This window comes from Sorangiineae bacterium MSr12523, assembly GCA_037157775.1.
Lineage (GTDB): Bacteria > Myxococcota_A > Polyangia > Polyangiales > Polyangiaceae > Pendulispora > Pendulispora brunnea.
Genome location: CP089982.1, coordinates 9,580,773 through 9,604,287, shown reverse-complemented (window position 1 = coordinate 9,604,287; position 23,515 = coordinate 9,580,773). Strand labels below are relative to the sequence as shown.

The following is a 23,515-nucleotide window of genomic DNA, read 5'->3' as shown; positions in this document are numbered from 1 at the left end:
GAGGCGGGGAGACGGGGAGGATTTTTGGGGTTTTCAGTTCGCCCAGTTGGCCAATTGAAATCCCAAAAAAACTCCCCGCCTCCCCCTGACCATTCATCGCTTCATCCGCGCGAGTCCGAATTCTTTCGGGTTTTCGCGGACCATTGAGAGGACTCGGGCCGCAACTGCAAGGTCTTCGAGTCCTCGGCCGATGGTAGTAGCACCTGGCGGGCCTCCGGAGGATTTGCCTGTGTAGCCACCAAGGTCGGCGATCCACCGCACGGCGACGGCGATGGTCGGAACTCCGTCTCCTACCACCTCGGTCTTTTTTTTCTGCTGGCGCTTGAGGAGCTTGAGCGCGTCGAGTTCGATGTCGGAGAGCTCGACGGTGGCGGCAAGGTCCGGTTCTGTACGGGCGAGATGTTTAAGGCGTTCGATTCGAGTAGCCACGGCAGCGAGGAGCGTAGCCCAAGTCCTGACCGCGGCCGCAGAGCGAAGCCGTATTTCTTCCACTCGGCAATGGCCGGACTTCCAGGTCTTGTGAAAGTCCTCGATGCGCCAGCGCATCGTGTAGCTGTGCACGACGCGCAGCATATCGTTCACCGTCTCGATGGGACTGTTCGTGTAAAGCATCCAATCGAGTGGCTTTTCTCCGTGTGGAGGCCGGCTCTCGTGGATCCAAAGAACGTTGAGCGTCGGGTTGGAACGTTTCGCCTGCCAGTCGTGCTTCAGATTGAGCTCGACCGATGCTCGTCGCACTGCCACGCGCGCGAGACGCTCCTTCCGTTTGTGACCAGGTGGAACATGCACCGTGTAGTGCGCCTGCACCCGCTGATTGGCGAGAACGCCTCGAAGTTTTGCCTGGGTATTCCGGTTTCCGACGCACCGATTCCATGAGCAGCGCACGGTGAATCTTGCCCTGCTTCGGACGAGCTCATCGAGGATGACCGTCGCGTCACCGCCACGGTCGACGACGATCCATGGCTTACATTTGCTCTGCGAGTAACTGCGCAAGGCATCTTGGATCGTCCATACGGTGTAACGACTTTCACGCTCGTGAACCGGACGATATGTCGAGTGAGAACGCGGTTTCTTCTTCGTTGAGCGTGTCCACCAGGTCTGCGCGCATAGCCCGAGCGGTGTACCGTGCTCTGTAACGGCGAGCGCACTGACAACCTGGAGCCCACGTGCATTATTGGTGTAGGTACCTACAAGACCTAGGTCGGTGCGCTTGTCGCGATCGACGACTCGAATGTTGCTGCCATCGATGGGGATGAGCACAAATTCGCCGTCATCACCGCGCTCGACGCATGCAGCGCTCATCGAAGCCATGAGGGCTTCGCCGGACACCCGAGCACCTTCCAGTAGGTCGTAGGCTCCCTGGCGCTCCGCCGCATCGCAGAAAACCTCGGAAATACGGCCGCCGCCGCGCTCCATGGCGCGGCGGACCATCCGCATTGTCCGTGGCCTTAGCCTCTCGTCATCGACTTCGAGCCGCCTAAACTCTTCCCACGCCCAAACCCGATCGCCGTCGCTCTGCATGCCTCGCAAAGCGGCCGGCGACGCGAGAAATTCCCTGCGCTAGCGACGATGGAACCAATCATCAGCCGCCTCCCCGCCTCCCTGTGAATCTTCTTCTTCGTCAGCGCGGATACCCGCCGTGTTGTTGCGGGTGTTGTCCCGTGACCGCGGGGAGTTGGTGGGTTGGCGCGGCGTGCAGGGCGGCGGCGCGGGAGGTTTCCGAGCCCTGTTCGCGGGCGAATTGCTTGTACTCCTCGACGAACTCGCGCCCGAAGATAAGACGGAATCGCTCGTTCTCTTCGTCGGCGAGATCGCCGTAGCGCTTGGCATAGATCTCCAGGATTTCGGGCGCGCGGCGCCAGCTTCCTATGAGCCGCGTCACCGCGGAGCGCTTCGATTGCCGGTCGCGCCAGCTTTGATGAATCGCCTCGGGCGCGAGCTCCACGAGCAGCGCCTTCACGCCACGCATGACGCCGTTGAGCATGCCCACTTGATGGACCATCAAATCGGCGAAGCTCCGTCGCAGTGCGCGCGAGGCGCGATCGGTCGGATCGTTCCAATCGAACAACGCGCGTGAGAACTCCGCGGGCGTTTCCGGTAACTGGAATTGCTCCTCCCCTTCGGACAGCGCCATCTGCTGTTCGAACTTCTCCAACCCCGCCAAGAGCGGCACGTGTCCGAGGAGCAGCTCGTCGACCGCCTGCCGGACCTTGTCGCAGAACGCGATGATCTCCGGCGGCGTGGTGGCCGGCCGCCCGAGGTACCACTGCGAAAGGTAGCGCACCGCTTTGAGGGCCACGCCCTCCGGCGTCTGCCCGGAACCATCCACGGCAACGCCATAGTGACGAAACAGTTGCACGAACGCGTCGTTGCCCGCGAGCGTGGGAAACGCCTGTTGAATCTGATGGCACGCCGGCGCGCGCGCCGCCGGCGGCAGCGACTCCAACTGCGTGGCGATGCGCGTGTACAGCTCGCGGGCTGCGGCCTCGTAGCTCTCGAAATAGACGTGCAGCGCCTCGGTCATCTGCGCCGCGCGCTGCGCGCCCGTGTTCGTCCCTTTCGCGACGGCAGCGGCCTGGGCCATGAAGTCGGCCGCGCTCATCGAGTCGACGCCCATCGTCTCGCTGAAATTGCCGACGACCGACCCATCGTCCGCGCCGAACGATGTCTGTCCCGGAAGCACCGCCTGCGGCGCACTGCGCTGGGCGCGAATGCTCCAATTGCCGATGCGGATCTCGCGTTCCTGATTGGCAGGTCCGAGTGAAACCCACCGATCGGGAAGGCGCTGCCCATTTACATAAGTGCCATTGGCACTACCCGCGTCGCGAACGAGAAGCTCGTCTCCGCGAAGATCGACCTGGGCGTGCATGCGCGACACCTTCAAGTCGTCCTCGAGAATGCATGCGGAGACTTTGGGATCACGCCCGATCGGCACGGGAAGGCGATCGGTCGTGTGCTCGAAGCTGCGGTGGTCCACCACGTTGTAAACGCGGAGCTGTACGGCGTGGGTCACCCCACGACGCTGAACCACTCCAACGTCGAAGGCAAGCTCGTTCAAGATGGTGGAAGGATGAATAGCTTTGCTGCCCTTGCCACGGTTGCCGATGGCGTGCGACCTTCTGGTCCACCGAATGCGTAAGCCTGCGTTTTATGCGCTCGTTGGGGTCATTGGAGCGCTGCCGCTGCTGGGGGCCGGCATCGCGTTGACACGCCCGAGTGTCCGCGCCGCATTGCATGGTTTCTTCAGCCCTGTCGCGATGGATGCGGGGACCCTCGCCCGACCCGATGGCGGCGGCCTTTCGACTCTGCCGTCGATTGGCGTCGCCGCCGGCGGCGAATCGATTGAGCTGCGGGCCGTCGTGCAAGGTATTTCCCTCGACGGTGGCGCCCCCATTCCGCCCAAGGCGCAACCGCCGCGAAAGGCCTCGCTTTTCGAGGGCGCGACCCCCGGGAACACGAAGAAGCTCCCCACGGCCCTCAAGCGCAGCGATCTCGCATCGCGCGACGATGTGAACGTCGACAACGCGACCGCCTCCCTCGTTCAAACCGACGGAACGCGCCAAAGGCTCAGCGAGCGCATTCAACGAACCGGGCGCTATCGCGATGACATCTCGCGGATCCTTCGCGCATGGAAGGTCCCCGAGTCACTCTTGGTGCTCGCGGTCACCGATGGCGGTATTTCGCCAACCGAGGCCACGGGTGACGCCGTGGGCATCTGGAAACTGACCCCCGATGTCGCGACCGCATACGGCCTCGCCCTTCTCGAGAAGTACGATGAGCGCCGCAGTGTCGCGATTTCCACGGAAGCAACTGCCCATTATCTCGCCGACCTGCGAGAACGATTTGGCAGCTGGGAGCTCGCGCTCTATGCATATGGAATCGGATATCGCACGGCGGTATCGGACATCGCGGCGCACTCCGTGACGGACTTCTGGACGTCGTACGACGTCCTCACGCCCGACGGAAAGGATTACGTGATTCAGGTGCTGGCCACCGCGCAAGTGCTGGGAAATCTCCCTCGTTTCGGGCTCGATCGCATGAAGCTCGACGACCCGATCCGCACGAGTGATCTCGAAGTTCCCGGTGGCGCACCTTTGTCGGTGGTGGCGCGGGCTGCGAATACGAGCCTCGATCGAATTCGCGACCTGAATCCGGAATATCTGTCGGACACCGTGCCTTCGACCAAGTTCGCCATGGTCGTTCATCTGCCGACGGAAGGACTGGCCCGCGCCAAAGAAGTGTTGATGCCGCTTCTTTATTCGACGAATCCTGGCATGGAAGGACGTGCGGGCTCGGGCTTCGACTGGGGCAAGCGCAACTTGCCCAACGTCGATGGCGGCTCAGCTGAAACCACCGCCGCCCGCCCCATCAACGATGGTGTCGCGGTGGGCTCCGGTTCCGAGCGACGCATCCTTTACCGCGCGCGAGAAGGGGATACGCTCGAGGGTCTCTCACGCGCCTATGGCGTCTCACCGGTGACGATCGTCACCGACAACGCACTCGACCCAGCGGCCCCTTTGAAGGCAGGAGCACTTTTGACCATTCGCGCTCCGGAGGATGCAGGGGCGCCCACGCCGGCCCCGACGCCCCCCGCTTCATCGAAACCGAAGAAAAAGAAGTAGTCGCAAATCCTAGCCGGCCGGACGCCGGCGCCTTTTTAGCCGGCCGGACGCCGGCGCTCCAAGAACCGGTGATGACATGCTGATTGCCGAACCGCGGGCTCTGCTCGAAAAGCTCAATACCGTTTCTCGTCGCGCGCTGGAGGCCGCCGCAGGGGCGAGCGTCACGGGGCGGCATTACGAAGTCACCGTCGAGCACCTTTTGCATGCGCTGCTCGACGTGCGCGAGAGCGACTTGGTCGTGCTGCTCGATCGCTTCCAGATCGACCCGTCGCGCACGCGGGCGCGCCTGCACAAGAGCCTCACGGAGCTGCGCACCGGCAATGCGGGCCGCCCGGGTTTCAGCCCGCTGCTCCTCGAGCTGCTGCAAGATGCGTGGATCTACGCGACCACCGAACTTCACGCGACCCGCCTGCGCTCCGGCGCGATCCTCGTGCGCCTCCTGCACGCGCCCGGCCGTTACCTGCCGCTCGACGTCACTTTGTTCGAGGGCCTGCCGACGGATGATTTGCGCAAAAACCTTTTGATCCTGGCCGGAGAAAGCGCCGAGGCCATCGAGGATGCCAACGCCGAATGGTCCGGCGGCGGCGGAGCACGCGCGTCGGCAGGGGGAGCTGCGCCCGGTGCAGGTGGCGATACCGCGCTTGCACGCTTCACGACGAACCTGACGGAGCGTGCCAAGAAAGGCGGGATCGATCCCGTGTTCGGGCGCGAGGGCGAGGTGCGGCAGGTCGTCGACATCCTTTGCCGGCGCCGAAAGAACAACCCGATCATCGTGGGCGAACCCGGCGTCGGAAAAACGGCGCTCGTGGAGGGCCTCGCGGTGCGCATCGCCGAGGGCGACGTGCCCGAGTTCCTCAAGGACACGCAGGTCGTGGTCCTCGACTTGGGGTCGCTGCAGGCCGGCGCCGGCGTGAAAGGCGAGTTCGAAAACCGACTCAAGTCGGTCATCTCCGAGGTGAAAGCCTCGCCGAAGCCCATCGTGCTCTTCATCGACGAAGCGCACACGTTGATCGGTGCGGGCGGTGCGCAAGGCGCGGGTGATGCGGCCAATCTGCTCAAGCCCGCGCTCGCACGTGGCGAATTGCGAACCATCGCCGCGACCACGTGGGCCGAGTACAAGCGGTACTTCGAGAAAGACGCCGCCCTCGAGCGACGCTTTCAACCGGTGAAGGTCGACGAACCGGGCATCGATGCGGCCGTTCTCATGCTCCGCGGGCTCGCGCAGCGCTTCGAAGAGGCCCACGGCGTCGTCATCCGCGACGAGGCGGTGCGGGCCGCGGTCACCTTGTCGAGCCGCTACATCGCCGGGCGCCAGCTCCCCGACAAGGCCGTGGACCTTCTCGACACGAGCGCGGCGCGCGTGCGCGTGCTCCGGGGTGCACCTCCGGCGGCGCTGGAGGATGCTCGGGCCGAGCTGGCGGCGGTGGAACGCGAGATCGGCGCCTTCGGGCGGGATCACGCGGCCGGCGTCGTGGTCGACGAGGAAGGGCGCAAGGCCGCGGAGACCAAGCGAAACGAGCTGCGCGAACGCGTTGCCACCCTGGAAACGCGCCTCGCGGAGCAGCGGGCCCTCGTGCAGCGCGTGGACGAGCTTCGTCGCGACGTCGCGAAAATTGGCAACCTCGGGGCCGGAAAGGCCGAAGTAGGAGGAGACGAAGGAAAGGAGGCCAAAGAGCCTTCTGCGACCCAAACCGCGACTCAAGCGACTGCCGAGCACGCCGCCAAATTGGAAGACCTGCGCATTGCCCTGGGCCGTCTTCGCGCCATCCCGCGCGAAGAGTTGGTCGTTTTTGCCGATGTCGATGAGACACTGGTCGCCACCATCGTGGCCGACTGGACGGGCATCCCGGTCGGCCGCATGGTGCAGGACGATGTCGCCGCGATTCTTTCCCTCGAAGATCGCCTGAGGCAGAGGGTTCGCGGGCAAGATCCGGCCCTCTCGGTCATCGCGCGTGAACTTCGCGCCGCGCGCTCCGGTCTCAAGGCTCCGGGTGCGCCGCTCGGCGTATTCCTCTTGGTGGGCCCCAGCGGCGTCGGAAAAACCGAAACGGCGCTGGCCCTTGCCGACCTTTTGTTCGGTGGCGAACGTTTCGTGGTCACCATCAACATGAGCGAGTTCCAGGAGAAACACACCGTCTCTCGCCTGATCGGCTCACCCCCGGGGTACGTGGGCTTCGGCGAAGGGGGCATGTTGACCGAGGCCGTACGCCAGCGCCCCTACTCGGTCGTTCTGCTGGACGAAGTCGAGAAAGCGGACCGCGAGGTGATGAACCTCTTCTATCAAGTCTTCGACAAGGGCATGCTGGCCGATGGTGAGGGGCGCGTGATCGACTTCGCCAACACGGTCGTGATCATGACGTCGAACCTCGCCACGGATCTCATCACGCAGGCAGCTGACCCTTCGGCGGGCGAGGTGCCCGGCCACGAGGACTTGATTTCCCTGGTCAAGCCTACCTTGAGCGCGCACTTCAAGCCCGCGCTGCTCGCGCGCATGACGGTGGTCCCGTACATCCCCATCCGGTCCGAGGCCCTTTTGGGCATCACCCGCATGAAGCTTGGCGCGGTGGCCACGCGCACGCGGGAATCGCACGGCATCGAGCTGGTGATCGACGACGCGGTGATCGACGCCGTCGCTGCCCGTTGCCGCGAGGTGGAAAGCGGCGCGCGCAACGTGGACCACATCCTTCGCGGGAAAATCCTCCCGCTCGTCTCCAACGCTTTGCTCGAAGGTATCGCCAGCGGCAAGGCGACGCGAAAGCTTCGCCTTGCGACGGACGATGCTAACGGTTTTGTCTGCATTTCGGAGGAACAATGATGCTGCGAGGGGTCGTGCGGGTCGGAACGGTGGTTGCGGTTGCAGGGTGCATGGCATTTCTGGGATGCGGTGGAGGCCAAGCTGCGGCGCCGCCGGCTGCGGCCCCTGCGAAGTGTGAGCCTCAACACGTCACGGTTTCGGTGCTCGCGTCTCCGAGCATCAACACGACCGACGAAGGCCAGGCGCGCCCGGTGGTCATCCGCGTGTACCAGCTCAAAGGCGACACGCGTTTGTACAACGCGAGCTTCGAGCAGATTTGGCATCAAGACAAAGAGACGTTGGCCGAAGATCTGGTCAAGATGAACGAGGTCCAGGCCTACCCCGCGACCCGCGCGGATCTGAAGTTCGATCGCGCCGAGGGGGTCGAGTATGTCGCCGCCGTCGCTCTGTTCCACAATCCTCGGGGCAAGGCTTGGTATTCCGCATTCGACCTGCCGCCGCAGCCCGATCCGGGCAAGTGCGGCACGTGCGAAGACGAAGACTGCACGGATCGCCCAGTACAAAACGCAGAACTCGCGTTCTGGATCGACGGGAGCAAAGTCGACGACGGTACGGATCACGTCGATGACTTCCCATCGACCGGACCGATGAAGAAGAGGAAGAAGTGAGCCGCACAGTTCAATTCTCACCGAATCAGGGCGCTCCGCCGGGTGGTCAACAGCCGGGGCAGCCGCAGGGGCAGGGTCAGCCGCAGGGACAGGGACAGCCGCGCCCGCAGCAGCCGCAAGCCGGTCCCGGGGCCTCCCCACAGCAGCAACAGCCGTATCCGCAGCAGCAGTACGGGCAGTACGCCCCGCAGCAGAATCCAGGATTTCCGCCCGGGGCCCCGCACGCCCCGCCCGGCGTGCCCTATGGTCCGCCGCCTGGGGCGCATCCGCAGCAGCCTTACGGCGGCCCGCCGCAGCAACAATACGGGACCCCGCCGCCCCCGCAGATCCCCGGCCAGCCCGCATGGCCCTCGCAGCCGTCGCTTTCCCCCCACCCTCAGCCTCCCCCGCACCAAGTGCAGGTGCGGCCGCCTGCTCCCGCACCCGCACCACTTCCTGCACCCAAAGGCGCGGGGCAGGGCACCATGGCCGTTGCGGCGACGGCGGTTGCGCCGCCCGCACCGGTGGCAAACATCGCGCGCACCGAGCATCCGTTGCTCGCACCCATGTATTGGGCATGCGCCGACTTGCTGGCCTTCGCACCGCAGCTCGCACAGGGCGAGCACCTGCCCGCGCCCGAGGCGCTGCGCAACACCTGCCGCGGCATGTTCAACGAAATGGGCCGGCGCGCCCACGAATCGAACATCCCGCCGGAGGACGTGCGCGATGCGCAATATGCCATCGTCGCGCTCTTGGACGAGCAGATCCTCCGCGGCCAGTGGCCGGGGCGCGCGGAGTGGAATGCCAACTCGCTGCAGTTTACCTATTTTCAAGAGAACACCGCCGGCGAGGGCTTTTTCCGCCGGCTCGAAGCTCTCCGCAACGAGCCACACCGCGCGCACGTTCTGCAGATCTACTTCCTCTGCCTCGCCATGGGCTTTCAGGGTCGCTACCAGATGGCCGGCGGCGAAGGTCTGGCCCAGGTCATCGAGCAAACCGCGGCCGCCCTCGATCGCTTCGTGCCTTCGAGTGACATCATCAGCCCGCACGGAGAGCCGCCCGATTTGGGTCGCAACCTCTTCACCCGCGACATGCCGCTCATTCGCATCGGCATCGGCATCGTGGCCCTCGCGATCGTCGCCTTCATTGGTCTCAAAGTCATCATCGGGCTCAGTGCGTCCAGTGCCACGAAGCAGATGAAGTCCTACGCCACGAGCACGAAATGATTCTCTGGATTTCCATTGCACTGAGCGTCGCTGCCATTCTTGCCATTTGGCTCATTGGATGGTTCTTCGCGATTTCGCTGGTCATCAAGCTCGTTCTCACGGCCGCCGTACTCCTCATCGGCGCACTCGTGGCGGGGCTCATTCTCTATTTGCGCTACACGGCGGCTCGCGATCTCGAGCAGTCCATGCTCCAGCAGGGGCAGGCGCAAATCGCCAGCACCCGGCCCGATCGGCGCGAAGCGGTGATGGAGCTGCAGAACAAAATGCAGCAGGCCATCATGGCCCTCAAGAAGAGCAAGCTCGGATCACGGAGTGGAGCCTCGGCGCTGTATGCGCTTCCTTGGTACATCATCGTCGGACCGCCGGGCGCGGGTAAGACCACGGCCATCAAGCACTCGGGCCTCGTCTTTCCGATGGACACGGCGCAGTCGGCGTACCGGGGCGTGGGTGGAACGCGCAATTGCGACTGGTGGTTCACCAACGACGCCATCCTGCTCGATACCGCGGGTCGGTATGCCACCGAGACCAACGACCAGGACGAGTGGCTCACCTTCCTCGATTTGCTGAAACGGCACCGACCGAGCCGGCCCATCAACGGATTGATCGTCGCCATCAGCCTGGCGGATCTCGCCGTGTCGCACGACCAAGGCATCGACGACGTCGCACGCCGCATCCGCGCGCGCGTCGACGAGATTGCGACTCGCATCCAGATGATGGTCCCCATCTACGTCGTGCTCACCAAGTGCGACCTCGTGCAGGGCTTCGTCGAGTTCTGGGACGATCTGCGCAAGAGCGAGCGCGGACAAATCTGGGGAATGAGCTTTGCGCTCAACACGACGGACGATCCGCGCGGCGCCTTCGAGCGCGAGTTCGCCGACCTGGTGAAGACGCTGCACGCGCGGGCGTTGCGCAGCTTCCGCCGCGAGCGGCGCGTGGAGATGCGGCAGAAGATCGCGGAATTCCCGTTGGAGTTCGCCCCGCTGCGCCACCATGTCGGTCTGTTCTTGCAGTCGCTCTTCCAGAAGAATCGCTTCCAGGAGACGCCCATCCTGCGCGGCGTCTACTTCACGAGCGGCACGCAAATGGGCACGCCCACCGCGCGCGTGGTCGCGTCGATGGCCCAAGCCTTCGGCATGCGCGGCCACAACGCCGCCGCCTTGCGTCCGCAACAGACGGAGGCCAAGAGCTTCTTTTTGACCGACGTGTTCCAGAAGGTCATGTTCCGCGACCAGAGCGTCGCGGGCCGGACGGAGGCCGATCGCCAACGTCGATTCCTGACCCGCGGCGCATTCGCCCTGGCGGCAGTGCTCCTCGGCGCGTGCTTGGTGCTGCCTGCGTTCTTCACCTTCCTGCGCAACCGCGAGCTGGTCAGCTCGACGCAAGACATCGCAACGCGCGTGCAATCCGTGAAATGGGGCGAGGGAACGAGCCTCAAGGACGGTTCGCCGCAACTCGATGCCGCGCAAGTGCGCCTCAAAGAACTCGACGCGTGGGAGCAAGGCTCGCCGCCGCTGAATCTGCGCTGGGGCATGTACACCGGCGACGATCTCGACGAGGGCCTGCGCGATCTGTACGGCGCGGTGCTGGCCCGGGTGGCCGTTGCGCGTGCGCACACCGAGTTGGAGACGCGGCTTCGCTCGATGGACAGCGGGCCGGTGCGCACGAACGAGAATTTCAGCAAGGACTACGACACGCTCAAGTTGTACCTGATGATGGGCGAGCCGGAGCACATGAACTCCGAGTGGGCGGCGCCGCGTCTCGTGCACGAGTGGGCCCTCACCGCGCACACCCGCGTGCCCAACGAAGAAGACCTGCTGCTTCCGCACGTGGCGTACTACTTCGAGCTCCTCAAGCGGAAGGCCATCAAGCCGTGGAGCATCGATGCGACGGTGGTGTCGAAGTCGCGATCCATTCTTGCGCAGGTGCCGCAGGTGGAGCGCCTCTACGAATCGCTGGTGCGCGACGCGAACGTGGAAATCGCCCCCATCCGGCGCGAGACCATCTTCTACGGCAGCGTGGCACCGTTCATTCAGTCGAAGCGCGGCGCAAAGGTCGACGGCGCCTACACGAAGAACGGGTGGCTGCGCGTGCGCGACCTTCTCGGCATGCAGCGCGCGAAGCTCGCCGCGGAAAAGTGGGTGCTCCAAGAAGGTGACGCCGGCGCCGAGGACCAGGCCATCGCCAAACTGCGCGAGCTGTACTTCGAGCGGTACAAGAACTCGTGGCGTGACTTTCTCGCGGACTTGCAGGTTCAAGACCCGGGCAATTCCGACCTCGCCCTCGACGAGATCAGCGCCCTCAGCGAGCCCGAATGGCCGTACCTGCGCCTGATGCGCGTCATGCGCGAGCACATCATGCTCGACATGTCCGAGCCCGATCCGAGCGCGGACGGCGGCATCCTCGAGAAGATCAAGGACGTGGCCGAGAAGAAGGCCGACGAGAAGGCCAAGCAGGTCGTCGACGGCGGCCTCGGGCTGGGCGGCGGGGCGAAGAAGCCGGGCGTCGCGGCTTCTCCGGTGGAGATTGCGTTCCGGCCGATGCTGCGCTTTGGCCTTCCCGCGACCGAGGTCCCCGAGGGCTCGCTTCCGGCGCCCACGGGCCTCACGCAGTACCAAACCTTGCTCGCGGGTTTGGTGGCCGCGCTGACCGATTTGCGCGACAACGAGCGCGAGGCGGATCCGCGCGCCGCGACCGCGAAGTTCCAGGACGCCACGCGGCAGACCACGCAGTTGCTCACGGAGCAGGACGGCTTCACGCGCCCGCTGCTCTCGCCGCTCTTGCTCAACCCGATCCAACTGGCGGCCAACGTCGTCGTCGGTGGCTCGGGGCAGATCGCCGGCGGACAATGGGAAACGGAGGTCTGGCAGGCGAAGTGGCAGCCCAAGTTGATGGGCCGTTACCCCTTCTCGAGTTCCGGCCCGGACGCTCCGCTCGCGGATTTCGTCGAGTTCTTCCGCCCCGGTGACGGCGCTCTTTGGGGCTTCTACGACGCGACGTTGAAGTCGATGATCGATCACAGCGGCAACAAGTTCTCCGCCTCCCGGCGGCTCCGCTCCGCGGTTCCGTTCGAGGGCGAGTTCATGAACAATTGCCTCAGCCGCGGCTGGGACATCACCGAAACTGTGTTTCCGAAGAGCACCGACGCGAAGGTCGAACCGGGCGTCGTGTTCGACGTGAACTTGCACTCGGTGAGCGAGAAGGTGGCGGAGGTCTACTTCGAGGTGGAAGGTGTCAACCGCACCTACCGCAACGAGCCCGAGCGCTGGCTCACCGTCACCTGGCCCGGAAAAGGCGCCCACGGTGCGAAGCTTCGGGTCAGGGGCGAAGGGCTCAACGAGGAGATCGGGCGCCAAGGCGATTTCGGCTTGTTCCACTTGCTCGACGCCGCCGAGATCACACGAGGTACGGCTGGCGACAAAGCCGTACTGATCGCGACGTTCGACATCAGGGGCACCAAGCCTCCTGCACAAGTGAAGCTCGATATCAAGCCGGCACGCGAACAAAATCCTCTGCAGGGTGGCTTCTTCCGCGGCTACCAATGTCCGCGTAGAATCGTCGGCCGATAAGGAGGACGGGTGCACGGCGGAAGCTTCATCGGTGCCATCGGTAAGGTTCCCCAGTACGCGGAGTTCGTCCGCATTCGCCCCCATGGAGATCTCGTGTCGAGCTTCGAAACGTGGCTCGCGAGCGGTCTCGAATGGGGGCACATGCGCCATGGCGATGCATGGCGCACGAACTTCGAGCAAGGCGCAGTTTACGCGTTCGTGTGGACGCATCGCTCGCAGCCGGACATGGCTCTCTGCGGAATCATCGCGCCGAGCCGCGATGCGGTGGGAAGAAGCTACCCCATCACCGTGTTCGCGGTCGTACCCACCGCGTTGTTCGGTGATGCGCCCCATGCGATCCCGCTCGCCTTTGGCGACTTCTTCGATCAAGCCTACAACGTCCTGCACCCGGCCTCGCCGGGTGTTCCAGATTCCGGTCGCCTGGCGGCCCCGGGGGCGCTCCCCTTCGATCAGGCGCTCTCCTGGTTGCAGGTTCCCGGCTACGAGGCGGTTGCCGCCGCCGGGACGGAATACGCCAACTGGTGCGCGGGAAGCGCGCCCGAGCAAGCATGGCTTCCACTTTTCGCGGAAGGTTCGAAGGGCGCCGAGCGCGCGCTTTCGATGCTGGCCCTCACGATCGAACCATTCCGCGGGGTCGAGCGCCCGCCGACCCGGCTCGGGGCGCGCCTTTCACTGGGCGCGGGTGGTGCAGGCGCGGCGGTCGTATGGCTCGATGTCATCCGGCGAATGGCGCGATGGCGTGGGACCGTGCCGGCATGTTTCTGGTCCATGCAAACGCGCGCCCTTCTCGTTCACTTCGGGGATGTTCCGCAGACGACCTTGGCCGAATTATGGATGCCAGATTCGGACAACGAAACGCTCGTTCCGGTCGATGGAACCCAAGCAGCCCATCATGCTCCCCACCTCACCCAATGGGTTGGGGGGGCCTTTCGCGACGCGCATTCCAGCTTCGCGGATGTGCTTCATGCATTGACCTCGTAGGCGTTGCAGTACAGCCAACAATTTCTGTAGCGTAGTCGACCAATCGTTTGTTCTCTTTCGTTGCCGGTGATCCTCTGAAATCTCGGAAGGCGGGATGAAACCGCGTAAGCCGCTCTGGACCAAGGGACTCTTTTTAGCGCAACACCATCTGCAGGCGCAGGACCGCTACCACGAGCGGCTCCTGGCCACGCGGCTCGAGTCGGTGTTGCCGTATGCGTGGGGCGTCGTCGAGCTCGAGATCGACGAAGCTGCGCTTCGCGCTGGACAACTCCGCGTCTCGCGGCTCGATGCCATCTTGCCCGATGGCACGCCCCTCATGGTGGGCGACGGGCAGGTGGATGACGTTCTCCCATCGCGTCCCATCGACGCGTTCACCGGGAAGAACCTCACCGTCTACGTCGCCCTCTCGCGCGAAGACGGCTCCACCGCCGCGGTCGACTTCAGCGGAGATCCGGCGGCCATGAGTCGATTCATCGCGGCCGAGGCGCGCGAGCTCGATAGCGCGACCGCCAAGGAAGAAAGGCCCGTCGGGTGGGTTCGCCACAACGCGCGTCTCGCGTTCGGCGCAGAGCCGCTCGATCGCTTCGACGCACTTCCCGTCGCAGAGCTCGTGCGTTCCGCCTCGGGGGCGGTCGCGCTGCGCGACACCTTCATCCCGCCGGTGCTTCGTGTGGGCGCCTCGCGCTACCTGGCCGACGGCTTCCGGCGCGTGCTCGCCACGATGATCGCCAAGCAACAGAGCCTTGCGCAGAGCCGCCGCCTTCGCTCGGCGTCCGTGGTCGACTTCCAAGCGCAAGATGCGGCCAAGTTCTGGCTCCTGCACACGCTCAACCAGACCATCCCGATGATCGCGGAGATCGTCGACAAGCCGGAGACACCCCCGCGCGAGGCCCACAGCGCGCTCGCGCAGCTCCTCGGCATGCTCGGCACCTTCGATGCGGAGGCCGATCCGACGAGCATCCCCAAGTACAACCACCTCGGGCTCGGCGACGTCTTCGACGTGATGTTCAACCGCGTCCTGAAGCTGCTCGATACCGTGATTGCCGAGCGCTACGTCACCGTACCGCTCAAGGTGCACGAGCGCGGGCTGTACACGGGCGAGTTCCGCGACCCCGCGTCGCTGCCGTACGACTACTTCCTCGCCGTGAGCGGCACGGGAAACATCTCCGAGCCGCAGATCCGCGAGCACGTTCCGCGCCTCGCGAAGATCGCTTCGACGGCGCGCATCGAGTCGCTCATGCACTCTGCCGTCTCCGGGGCACGCATCGCGCACGAATATCGTGTTCCGGCGGCGCTTCCAGTTAAGCCGGGGGTCCTCTTTTTCCGTATAGAAAAGGCGAGCGACTACTGGCGTGAGATCCTCACGACCGGCGGTGTCGCCATCTACCTTCCCATCGATCCCTCGACCGTACAGCTCTCCCTGTACGGCACCGAAGCGCAAACGCTCCAATGACCACCTTCGACGAAGAGATCCGCACCCGCACCGCGCCGTATGCGAACCCGCTTTCGGGGGCGCCCACCGGGAGCGATCTATCGTACGACCCCGAGTTCGAGCGGGTGGCCGCCGAGATCGAGAAGCTCTCCAACCTGGCCGGCGGAAGCGTCGATTGGATGCTCGTCGCGGACGACGCCTCGCGCATGCTCTCCGAGCGCACGAAGGACTTCCGCCTCGCCGGCTGGCTCACGGTGGCCAAGGCGCAGCGCGAAGGGTGGCGCGGCGTGGTCGAGGGCCTCTTCGCGATGCAGGCCTTGGTCGACGGCTTCTGGGACAACATGTTCCCGCCGCTGAAGCGCGCCCGCGCCCGCGCCGGTGTGCTCTCGTGGCTGTGGGAGACGCTGGAGGGCATCTTCACCGCACGCGCGGTGTCGGCGGCCGACGCCGATGCGCTGAAGGCGCTGGAAACGCTGGTCTCGGAGCTCGATGAAAAGCTGGGCGCGAAGCTCGGGGACTTGAACCCCGGCGTCGGGCGGTTCCGCATCGTCGTTCGTGAGAAGGTTCGCGCGTTGCCGGCTCCTCCGCCACCCCCGCCGCCGAAGGTGGAGGCCCCGGTGCAGGTACAGGCGCCGGTGGCCGCCCCCGAGCCCAGCACGAACGGTACGAATGGAACGTCCGCGGTCCCTGTCGCGCAAGTCGCTGCGGTCGCGCAGGTTGCTGCGGTCGCGCAGGCGGTGCAGGCGGTCTCCGTTTCCGTCCCATCTGCGCCGGCGGCGGTGCCCACGGGCGGCTCGCTCGAGGAGCTGCAAGACGCCGCTTCGAAATGGCAAGAAGGCCTTCTCGAGTTGGCGAAAGCCGCACGCGCAACGGCGCCGGCAGATCCTTGGCCATTCCGGCTTCTGCGGGTGGCCACGTGGCTCACCATCGACGGGCCGCCCGAGATCGACAAGGGCAAGAAGACCTACGCGCGTTCCGCCCCCGGCGACGATTGGAGCAATTTATCGAGCTACTTCGAGGCGTCGAACTGGCAGGCGCTCGTGGAGGCGGCGGAGACCGCGCTCGCATCCAACCCGTTCTGGCTCGACGTGCACCGCTACTCGGCGATTGCGCTGGAGAAGCTCGAACGGACCGACGCACGCGACACGGTGGGGCGCGAGGTCGTCGCGTTCCTCACGCGGATGCCCAAGTTGGAGGAGCTCGAGTTTTCCGACGAGATGCCCTTCGCCTCGCCGGAAACGCGCGAGTGGCTCGCGGGTGAGCGTGCACGTTGGGGCGCCCCCGGTGCAGGCGGCGCGCTCGGTGGTGGCAAAGGTGCGGAGATCGCATCCGCCGTCGTCGAGGCCCTCGGCGGCATCGGCGAAGGAAGCGACGTGGCCATCGCCAAAGTGCTTCGCGCAGGGGAACGAAGCGACATGCGAAGCCGTTTCGTGGGCAGGCTCGAAGTTGCCAAGGTGGCCCTCGACAAAGAGCGCTACGATCTGGCGCAAGACCTCGCAGAGCTTCTCCTGCCGGAGGTCACCGACACGTTGGAAGCATGGGAGCCGGCACTTGCTGCCGACGCTCTCGCAAATTGTTTGCGTGCTCTGCAGGCACGCAACCGCGACGAGGGGGCGGTCGATGAAAGAGAGAGCCAGCTTTTTCGTCGTTTACTGAAACTGGATCCGGAAGCCGCGCTGCGCTTGCGCGCTTCATAGTCAAGTACGGCCCCCAAAGCGGGGCCTTGGGCGACATCGCAGCCGTAGTTCGGCACTGAACGCGTAGAGGAAGAAAGGGAGTTTACCGATGGCCAAAGAGGGAAGCGTCGCTCCGCAGGAGCGCGTCAACATTACGTACAAGCCCTCGACGGGGGACGCACAAGCGGAGGTGGAGCTCCCGCTGAAGATGTTGTTCGTTGGCGACTACACCGGTCGCGCTGACGAGCGGCCCCTCGAGGATCGAAAGCCGATCAGCATCGACAAGGACAATTTCCAGAGCGTCCTTGCAGAGCACAACCTGCAGCTCTCGCTCAACGTCCCCAACACGCTCGTCGAGGGGCAGGAGAAGGCCGAACTGGCGGTCAATCTGCAATTCAAGCGCCTGACCGACTTCGGCCCGGAGGCCGTCGCCGAGCGCGTTCCGGAGCTGCGTCAGCTCCTCGAGTTGCGCCGCGCGCTCACCGCGCTCAAAGGCCCGCTCGGCAACGTGCCCGCATTCCGCAAGAAGATTCAGGCACTCATCGGCGATGTCACGGCGCGTGAAAAGCTCCTCAGTGAAGTCGGTGTTGGGAAGGGTGAGGGTTGATCATGGCGAACGAATTGGAGAATCAAGGCGCAGCAGCGACCACCACCACCGAGCAGGGCGGCTCCCTGCTGGATGAGATCCTGCTCGAGACGAAGCTCACCCCGACGGACGACGGCTACGACGTCGCCAAGCGCGGCATCCGCGCCCTCATCGGCGAGCTCCTCACCCCGGGCCACGCCACCGAAAAAGTCGACAAGGCCTTCGTCGACGCGATGATCGCCGAGCTCGACTCCAAGCTGTCGAAGCAGATCGATCACATCCTGCACCACCCGGACTTCCAGAAGCTGGAGTCGGCCTGGCGCGGGTTGAAGTTCGTCGTCGATCGCACCGACTTCCGCGAGAACATCAAGGTCGAAGTGCTCAACGTCTCGAAGGAAGACTTGATCACGGACTTCGAAGATGCTCCCGAGGTCACCAAGAGCGGCCTTTACAAGATCGCGTACACGGCGGAATACGGCACCTTCGGTGGCCGGCCGTACGGCGCCATCTTTTCGAATTACGTGTTCGGCCCCGGCCCGCAAGACGTTGCCCTTCTGCAGAAGGTCGGCGCCGTGTCGGCGATGGCGCACGCACCTTTCTTCGGCGCGGCGGGTCCGCAGTTCTTCGGTGAGAAGAACTACCTCAATCTGCCGAACCTGAAGGACCTGAAGTCGCTCTTCGAGGGCCCGCAGTACACGAAGTGGCAAGCGTTCCGCGAGTCGGAAGACGCGCGCTACGTCGCGCTGCTGTTGCCGAACTTCCTCCTGCGTCTCCCGTACGGCGCCAACACGGCCCCGACGAAGGCGTTCGATTACTCGGAGGACGTCGTTGGCAATCACACCGCGTACCTCTGGGGCAATGCCACCTACGCGCTCGCCACGCGCGTGGGCGACAGCTTCGCCAAGTACCGCTGGTGCCCGAACATCGTCGGCCCGCAGGCCGGCGGCACGGTCGACAACCTGCCGCTGCACCAGTACGAGGCCATGGGCGAGGTGCAGACGAAGATCCCGACCGAGGTGCTCATCAGCGAGCGCCGCGAGTTCGAGCTCAGCGAGGAGGGCTTCATCTCCCTCGTCGCCCGCAAGGACAGCGACAACGCGGCATTCTTCTCGGCGAACAGCGTGCAGAAGCCGAAGACCTTCGGCCAATCGCCCGAGGGCAAGGACGCCGAGCTCAATTACCGCCTTGGTACCCAGCTTCCGTATCTCTTCGTCGCCAATCGCATTGCTCACTACCTGAAGGTCATTCAGCGCGAGCAAATCGGCACGGCGAAGGAGCGCGGTGATCTCGAGAACGAGCTCAATTCGTGGATCAAGCAGTACGTCGCCGACATGGATTCGATCACCCCGGCCGTGCGCGGCAAGCGTCCGCTCCGTCAGGCCGAAATCAAGGTGACCGATGTCGAAGGCAACGCGGGTTGGTACCGTGTCAGCATGAAGATTCGCCCGCACTTCCGCTACATGGGCGCCTTCTTCACGCTGTCCCTCGTCGGCAAGTTGGACAAGGAATAAGCCCAACGGCCGTCAATTCGTAGGAATGCCGCGCGCGGATCGCTCTGCGCGCGGCATTCGTCATTTTGTGCCGTTGAAGAAATGTCCTTGAGAGTCGGCAAGTTGCGGTTGCCAGGCCGATTTGCATCATTGGCGACAACGCGCCACGCCGCGCGGACGATTAGCTTGCGCCCCCACCTGTGATCCCGCACGACACCAAGCCAGAAACGCCTCGGGCCCTGCGCTCTGCCTTTTCGCTCTACCATCGAAATGCGCTACGCTGCGAATCGTCTCGTTCTATCCAGCAGCGGGACCAGCGGTCAGGTCCGATGAACGATAGCAACACCGATCCTGCGAATTCTCGCTTGCCATTCGAGCAAGATCCGCCGGCGTCCAACGCTTCAGGATCGGCCCCCCAAGCCGGGCCTGGGGCAGGAACGGCGGCGCCGTCTTCTCCCGATTCCCGCGGCCCTGATCCGCGCCCCCCCCACGCTCGCCTCGCCGGGGCCAACGCCACCGTGGTATCCGGACCGGCGCCTCCCTTTCAAGAGGGCGGGCGGCCGACTCCGCCGCCGCCGGCAAGCCTCCGGGGCCCGCGTATGAGCCCGGTTCCGTTCGCGCGCCAGCGCCCTTCCGTGTCGAACGCGACCGTTCCCGGCGTGGCGCCACCCGCGGGCGTCCATGACGATTTTCGGCTGCCGCGTGTTCTGCCCGACATCGTGGACTTCAATGCGACGGTGCCAGACGCGCCGCTTTCATCGGACATGCCCGAGTCCAAGCGGCCGAGCGTGAACATGACGGTGCCGGGGCTCGGCGGAGTCATTCACCACAACACCGAGCCCATTCCTCTGGAGCTGCCATTGGTCGGTCCCGCGAGCGGGCCCGTTTCGGATCCCTTCGTCGAGAATGCCATTACGGCGCCTGCGCCGCTCACCCCGAAATCGGGGGCGCCTTCAACGGGCGCGTTGGGGAGGATCCCCGCCCCGCCGCCCGACCCGGACGACTTGGTGCGTGGCCTGGAGAAGGACCGCAGCGCCCAAACGCCGATCGCGCACGTGGCCGAGTCGCGCGGGCGGGATGGGGCCTCGCATGCGGCCATCGTGATGCCGGCCCAGGGGCAAGCGCCACGTCCGATCGAACCGTTGGTCGTGGTGGACGTAGGCACCGATCCCACGAGTCGCAGCGTGACCGCGGCGGTCTCGCCGCCCATGCACGCAAGTATCTCCGAGGTGCCGCGCGGCGTCCCCCGCACGAAGGGCCGCGTCATTCTGATGCTCTGCATCTTCGGCGTGTGCCTCATGCTCGCCGTCGGCATTCTGGGGACGCTGGCCGCAAAGTATTTGCCCCACGCTCCTCCGCAAGCATCGGCCGGCGCGACGGCAACCCCGTCGGCGCGAGCGTCGATCAAACCGACGGCGCCCGCCGTCGCGTCGCCCTCCCTTTCGGCCACCGCCGCCGCGCCCAAACCTGCCGCATCGCCGACGGGTGTGCCGCCGACGGCATCGGCTCCGAGCGAGGACGAACCCGCCCCGCCGTCGCGCAGCCCGTCCCCGCGCTCCACGTCCTCGCCGCGTCCCTCGAAGCCCGCCGCGTCTCCGTCCGTGCGGCACGCAAATGAGCTGGAACGAGGCATCGATTAGCGCGCAACGTTCCCAATCGGGCGGACGAAGCTAAGTACGACGCACGATGCGATCATCCGGTGGGGCTGTGCCCCACGAAGCGCCGCCGCGCTTTGGAGCTTCTCCCGGACGGCGGGGTCGCATCGTGCGTTCGCCTTTCGCCGCCGCACCTTCGCCTGCCATGATCCAATGCACCGCATGATCGCGTCGATCATGATGTGTGATCGCGTGGATCATGCAGGCAACGTGAAATCGATGCGAAAACACCCGAAGGATCCCGCGCATTTCCACGCGGCACGAGGGCTGCACTAACGCCGGATGCGCCGGAAATTCTCGCGCAGAAGGAGCTCTCGAACATGTCGCACCGCTCGCATGGGGCCGTATGCCGGCTCTCGCTCGTCACAGCATTGGCCTTGAGTGCCTTCGGATGCACCGGCGCCTCCGAAAGCGAAGACCGTTCGACCAACGTCTCGCCCGAGGGGGCGGGAGAGCTCGAGACCAACGCGGTGGCGGCGGCCGGCAAGCGCGTGATCGGTTACTTCACCGAGTGGGGCGTCTATGGGCGCAACTACCACGTGAAGAACATCGTCACGAGCGGCTCGGCGAGCAAGTTGACGCACATCAACTACGCCTTCGCGAACGTGGTGGGCAACCGCTGCCAGCTCGGCGACACGTACTCGGACTACGACAAGTACTACGACGCGGCGGGTAGCGTCGACGGCGTGTCCGACACCTGGGACACCGGTGCGCTGCGCGGGAACTTCAACCAGCTGAAGAAGCTCAAGAAGAAGTACCCGAACATCAAGGTCCTCATCTCGCTCGGCGGCTGGTCGTGGTCCTCGGGCTTCTCCGATGCGGCGCTCCCGGCGAACCGCTCGGCCTTCGTGAAGTCGTGCGTCGACCTCTACATCAAGGACAGCCGCTGGGCGGGCCTCTTCGACGGCATCGACGTCGACTGGGAGTACCCGGGTGCGTGCGGAAACACCTGCAACTTCCGCCCGGAGGACACGCAGAACTTCACCGCGCTGCTCGCCGAGTTCCGCAGCCAGCTCAATGCGGCAAAGGCGGGGAGCCTTCTCACCATCGCCGCGCCCGCAGGGCCGGACAAGATCAGCAAGATCCAAGTCGGGTCGATCCATCAGTACCTCGACTTCATCAACCTGATGACCTACGACTTCCACGGCGCGTGGGAGACCACGACGAACTTCCACTCGGCGCTCTACAACTCGGCGTCGAACCCGTCGAAGGCGCTCAAGTTCAGCACTGACGAAGCCGTCTCGCTCTGGCTCAATGGCGGAACGCCGTCGAACAAGCTGGTCGTCGGCATCCCGTTCTACGGTCGCGGGTGGACGGGCGTGACCAACGCCAGCAACGGCGTCTACCAGAAGGCGACCGGCGCGGCGCAGGGCACCTACGAGCAGGGCATCGACGACTACAAAGTGCTCAAAAACAAGGGCTTCCAGGGGTACTACCACCCCGACACCAAGGCCTATTGGATCTTCAACGGCTCCGAGTTCTGGAGCTACGACACGCCCACGTCGATCGGCACCAAGACGAGCTACATCAAGAGCAAGAGCCTCGGCGGCGGCATGTTCTGGGAGCTGAGCGGGGACACGTCGAACGGCGAGCTCGTTTCGGCCGTGTTCAACGGACTGCAGTAACAAAACGGAGCGGGCCCGTGCACCCTGTCATAAGGGGTGTGCACGGGCCCGGGAAACCTACGCCAACAACGAAACGTTTCAGGTTTCTTCTTCGCGCCGCTTCGTGCGGGCGCGTAGAACCTGGAAGTAGCGCAGGGCCACGCCCGAGGCCGCGGCCGCACGCGCGACGTTGCCTCGGTGTTTGTCGACCAGGTGCTTCACGTAGCGGCGCTCGAATGCCTCGAGCACGCGTTCGCGTGCGCGGGGCAGGGGAAGGCCACAGGCGATGACATCGGCGATGACGTCGCCCGGATCCGACTGGGTACGGGGCGGCGGTTTCGGGTTCGGCACGACCTCGAGGGGCGTCGTCGAACGAAGGGATCGCGAGGACGGGGGCGCAATGGCTTCCCCTCCCATGAGATCCCCGAGCACCACACGGCGGGCCACGGTGTTCTGCAGCTCGCGCACGTTGCCCGGCCAGGAGTAGCTCTCCAACTGCGCGACGAAGTCGTCCGCGATGGGGACCTTCGACCCGGCGAGGCGGTTCCAGAAGTGGCTCGCGAGGAGCCGGATGTCACCCGTCCGCGCGCGCAAAGGGGGAAGCTCGAGCCGGGCCACGGCGAGCCGATAGAACAAGTCGTCGCGGAAGCGGCCGGCGGCCACCTCCTCGTCCAGGTTGCGCCGGGTGGCAGCGATGATGCGCACATCCACCCGGATCCACTGTTTGCCGCCGATGCGTCGGATCTCCGAGCGCTCGATGGCGCGCAGCAGCTTGGCCTGCAGCTCGAGCTCCAAGTCGCCGATCTCGTCGATGAGGAGGGTTCCGCCGTGGGCTTGCTCGAAGACGCCCTGGCGAAGTTCGGTGGCGCCGGTGAAGGCGCCGCGCTCGTGTCCGAACAGCGCCGCCTCCACGAGGTTTGGCGGCACCGCGGTACAGTCGAACACGGTGAAGGGTTCGCGCGCGCGCGGACCCTGGTCGTGCAGCGACTCAGCAAGCACCTCTTTACCCGTCCCCGTCTCCCCCTCGACGATGAGTGGCACGTTGGAGCCTGCGAGCCGCTCGCACAGCGGGTAGAGCCTGCGCATGGCGACGCTCCCCCCGAGCATGCGTCCGAAATGAGACGCTGAGGACAGAGGCATCTGAATGGCCGACGACTTCGATCTCCCGCCCGAGGTCATCATTATTACCAACGCTTACTACCACTTTAATACCATGTAAATACCGATCTAAGCGTAACGCGCCGACACTTGCACCCACATCGAATCTAAATTTCA

15 protein-coding genes are annotated in these 23,515 nt (G+C 65.0%); 12 read left to right on the top strand and 3 right to left on the bottom strand.

Annotated features, from left to right (window positions below; genetic code table 11):
- Window positions 1–93: 93 nt before the first annotated feature.
- The gene (locus LZC95_37440; GenBank protein WXA92125.1) at window positions 94–1,437 is read right to left on the bottom strand and encodes an IS4 family transposase; all 1,344 of its coding nucleotides are present in this window, start codon (window positions 1,435–1,437) and stop codon (window positions 94–96) included.
- A gap of 184 nt (window positions 1,438–1,621) precedes the next feature.
- Window positions 1,622–3,058 carry an FHA domain-containing protein gene (locus LZC95_37435; GenBank protein ID WXA92124.1) on the bottom strand — a complete coding sequence of 479 codons (1,437 nt, stop codon included), beginning with the start codon at window positions 3,056–3,058 and terminating at the stop codon, window positions 1,622–1,624.
- Window positions 3,059–3,131: 73 nt separating this feature from the next.
- Between LZC95_37435 and LZC95_37430 the strand changes: the two genes are divergently transcribed.
- From LZC95_37430 to LZC95_37375, 12 genes are all read left to right on the top strand, one after another.
- The gene (locus LZC95_37430; protein WXA92123.1) at window positions 3,132–4,622 is read left to right on the top strand and encodes a transglycosylase SLT domain-containing protein; all 1,491 of its coding nucleotides are present in this window, start codon (window positions 3,132–3,134) and stop codon (window positions 4,620–4,622) included.
- 76 nt (window positions 4,623–4,698) lie between these two features.
- Window positions 4,699–7,437 (top strand): type VI secretion system ATPase TssH, encoded by a 2,739-nt coding sequence (gene tssH / locus LZC95_37425; protein WXA92122.1) that lies wholly within the window; start codon window positions 4,699–4,701, stop codon window positions 7,435–7,437.
- Window positions 7,434–8,045 carry a type VI secretion system lipoprotein TssJ gene (tssJ, locus tag LZC95_37420; protein ID WXA92121.1) on the top strand — a complete coding sequence of 204 codons (612 nt, stop codon included), beginning with the start codon at window positions 7,434–7,436 and terminating at the stop codon, window positions 8,043–8,045. The genes tssH and tssJ overlap by 4 nt, the downstream gene beginning before the upstream one ends.
- The gene (icmH, locus tag LZC95_37415; GenBank protein ID WXA92120.1) at window positions 8,042–9,250 is read left to right on the top strand and encodes a type IVB secretion system protein IcmH/DotU; all 1,209 of its coding nucleotides are present in this window, start codon (window positions 8,042–8,044) and stop codon (window positions 9,248–9,250) included. Before tssJ ends, icmH begins: the two co-directional genes overlap by 4 nt.
- Entirely contained in the window at window positions 9,247–12,816 is a 3,570-nt protein-coding gene (gene tssM / locus LZC95_37410) for a type VI secretion system membrane subunit TssM (GenBank protein WXA92119.1), read from the top strand. Before icmH ends, tssM begins: the two co-directional genes overlap by 4 nt.
- A gap of 9 nt (window positions 12,817–12,825) precedes the next feature.
- Window positions 12,826–13,797: a type VI secretion system-associated protein TagF gene (tagF, locus tag LZC95_37405; GenBank protein ID WXA92118.1), complete on the top strand. Its 972-nt coding sequence runs from the start codon at window positions 12,826–12,828 to the stop codon at window positions 13,795–13,797.
- A gap of 94 nt (window positions 13,798–13,891) precedes the next feature.
- Window positions 13,892–15,250 (top strand): type VI secretion system baseplate subunit TssK, encoded by a 1,359-nt coding sequence (gene tssK / locus LZC95_37400; protein WXA92117.1) that lies wholly within the window; start codon window positions 13,892–13,894, stop codon window positions 15,248–15,250.
- Window positions 15,247–16,926, top strand: a complete 1,680-nt coding sequence (gene tssA, locus LZC95_37395; protein ID WXA92116.1) for a type VI secretion system protein TssA — start codon at window positions 15,247–15,249, stop codon at window positions 16,924–16,926. Before tssK ends, tssA begins: the two co-directional genes overlap by 4 nt.
- A gap of 88 nt (window positions 16,927–17,014) precedes the next feature.
- A complete protein-coding gene (gene tssB, locus LZC95_37390; GenBank protein ID WXA92115.1) occupies window positions 17,015–17,512 on the top strand; it encodes a type VI secretion system contractile sheath small subunit in 498 nt (165 codons plus the stop codon).
- 2 nt (window positions 17,513–17,514) lie between these two features.
- On the top strand, window positions 17,515–19,002 hold the full coding sequence (gene tssC, locus LZC95_37385) for a type VI secretion system contractile sheath large subunit (GenBank protein ID WXA92114.1): 1,488 nt from the start codon (window positions 17,515–17,517) through the stop codon (window positions 19,000–19,002).
- A 578-nt stretch (window positions 19,003–19,580) separates the two neighbouring features.
- On the top strand, window positions 19,581–20,621 hold the full coding sequence (locus tag LZC95_37380; protein WXA92113.1) for a hypothetical protein: 1,041 nt from the start codon (window positions 19,581–19,583) through the stop codon (window positions 20,619–20,621).
- A 335-nt stretch (window positions 20,622–20,956) separates the two neighbouring features.
- Complete coding sequence (locus tag LZC95_37375; protein WXA92112.1) at window positions 20,957–22,261, top strand: glycoside hydrolase family 18 protein; 1,305 nt, start codon at window positions 20,957–20,959, stop codon at window positions 22,259–22,261.
- Window positions 22,262–22,339: 78 nt separating this feature from the next.
- On the opposite strand, the gene LZC95_37370 is transcribed toward LZC95_37375, so the two are convergent.
- Window positions 22,340–23,326 carry a sigma-54 dependent transcriptional regulator gene (locus tag LZC95_37370; GenBank protein WXA92111.1) on the bottom strand — a complete coding sequence of 329 codons (987 nt, stop codon included), beginning with the start codon at window positions 23,324–23,326 and terminating at the stop codon, window positions 22,340–22,342.
- Window positions 23,327–23,515: the final 189 nt, after the last annotated feature.

Coding starts and splice junctions, on each gene's coding strand:
- LZC95_37440 (WXA92125.1), bottom strand. CDS start 1,437: ATGCGGATGGTCCGCCGCGCCATGGAGCGCGGCGGCGGCCGTATTTCC.
- LZC95_37430 (WXA92123.1), top strand. CDS start 3,132: ATGCGTAAGCCTGCGTTTTATGCGCTCGTTGGGGTCATTGGAGCGCTG.
- tssH (WXA92122.1), top strand. CDS start 4,699: ATGCTGATTGCCGAACCGCGGGCTCTGCTCGAAAAGCTCAATACCGTT.
- tssJ (WXA92121.1), top strand. CDS start 7,434: ATGATGCTGCGAGGGGTCGTGCGGGTCGGAACGGTGGTTGCGGTTGCA.
- tssM (WXA92119.1), top strand. CDS start 9,247: ATGATTCTCTGGATTTCCATTGCACTGAGCGTCGCTGCCATTCTTGCC.
- tssK (WXA92117.1), top strand. CDS start 13,892: ATGAAACCGCGTAAGCCGCTCTGGACCAAGGGACTCTTTTTAGCGCAA.
- tssA (WXA92116.1), top strand. CDS start 15,247: ATGACCACCTTCGACGAAGAGATCCGCACCCGCACCGCGCCGTATGCG.
- tssB (WXA92115.1), top strand. CDS start 17,015: ATGGCCAAAGAGGGAAGCGTCGCTCCGCAGGAGCGCGTCAACATTACG.
- tssC (WXA92114.1), top strand. CDS start 17,515: ATGGCGAACGAATTGGAGAATCAAGGCGCAGCAGCGACCACCACCACC.
- LZC95_37380 (WXA92113.1), top strand. CDS start 19,581: ATGAGCCCGGTTCCGTTCGCGCGCCAGCGCCCTTCCGTGTCGAACGCG.
- LZC95_37375 (WXA92112.1), top strand. CDS start 20,957: ATGTCGCACCGCTCGCATGGGGCCGTATGCCGGCTCTCGCTCGTCACA.
- LZC95_37370 (WXA92111.1), bottom strand. CDS start 23,326: ATGCGCAGGCTCTACCCGCTGTGCGAGCGGCTCGCAGGCTCCAACGTG.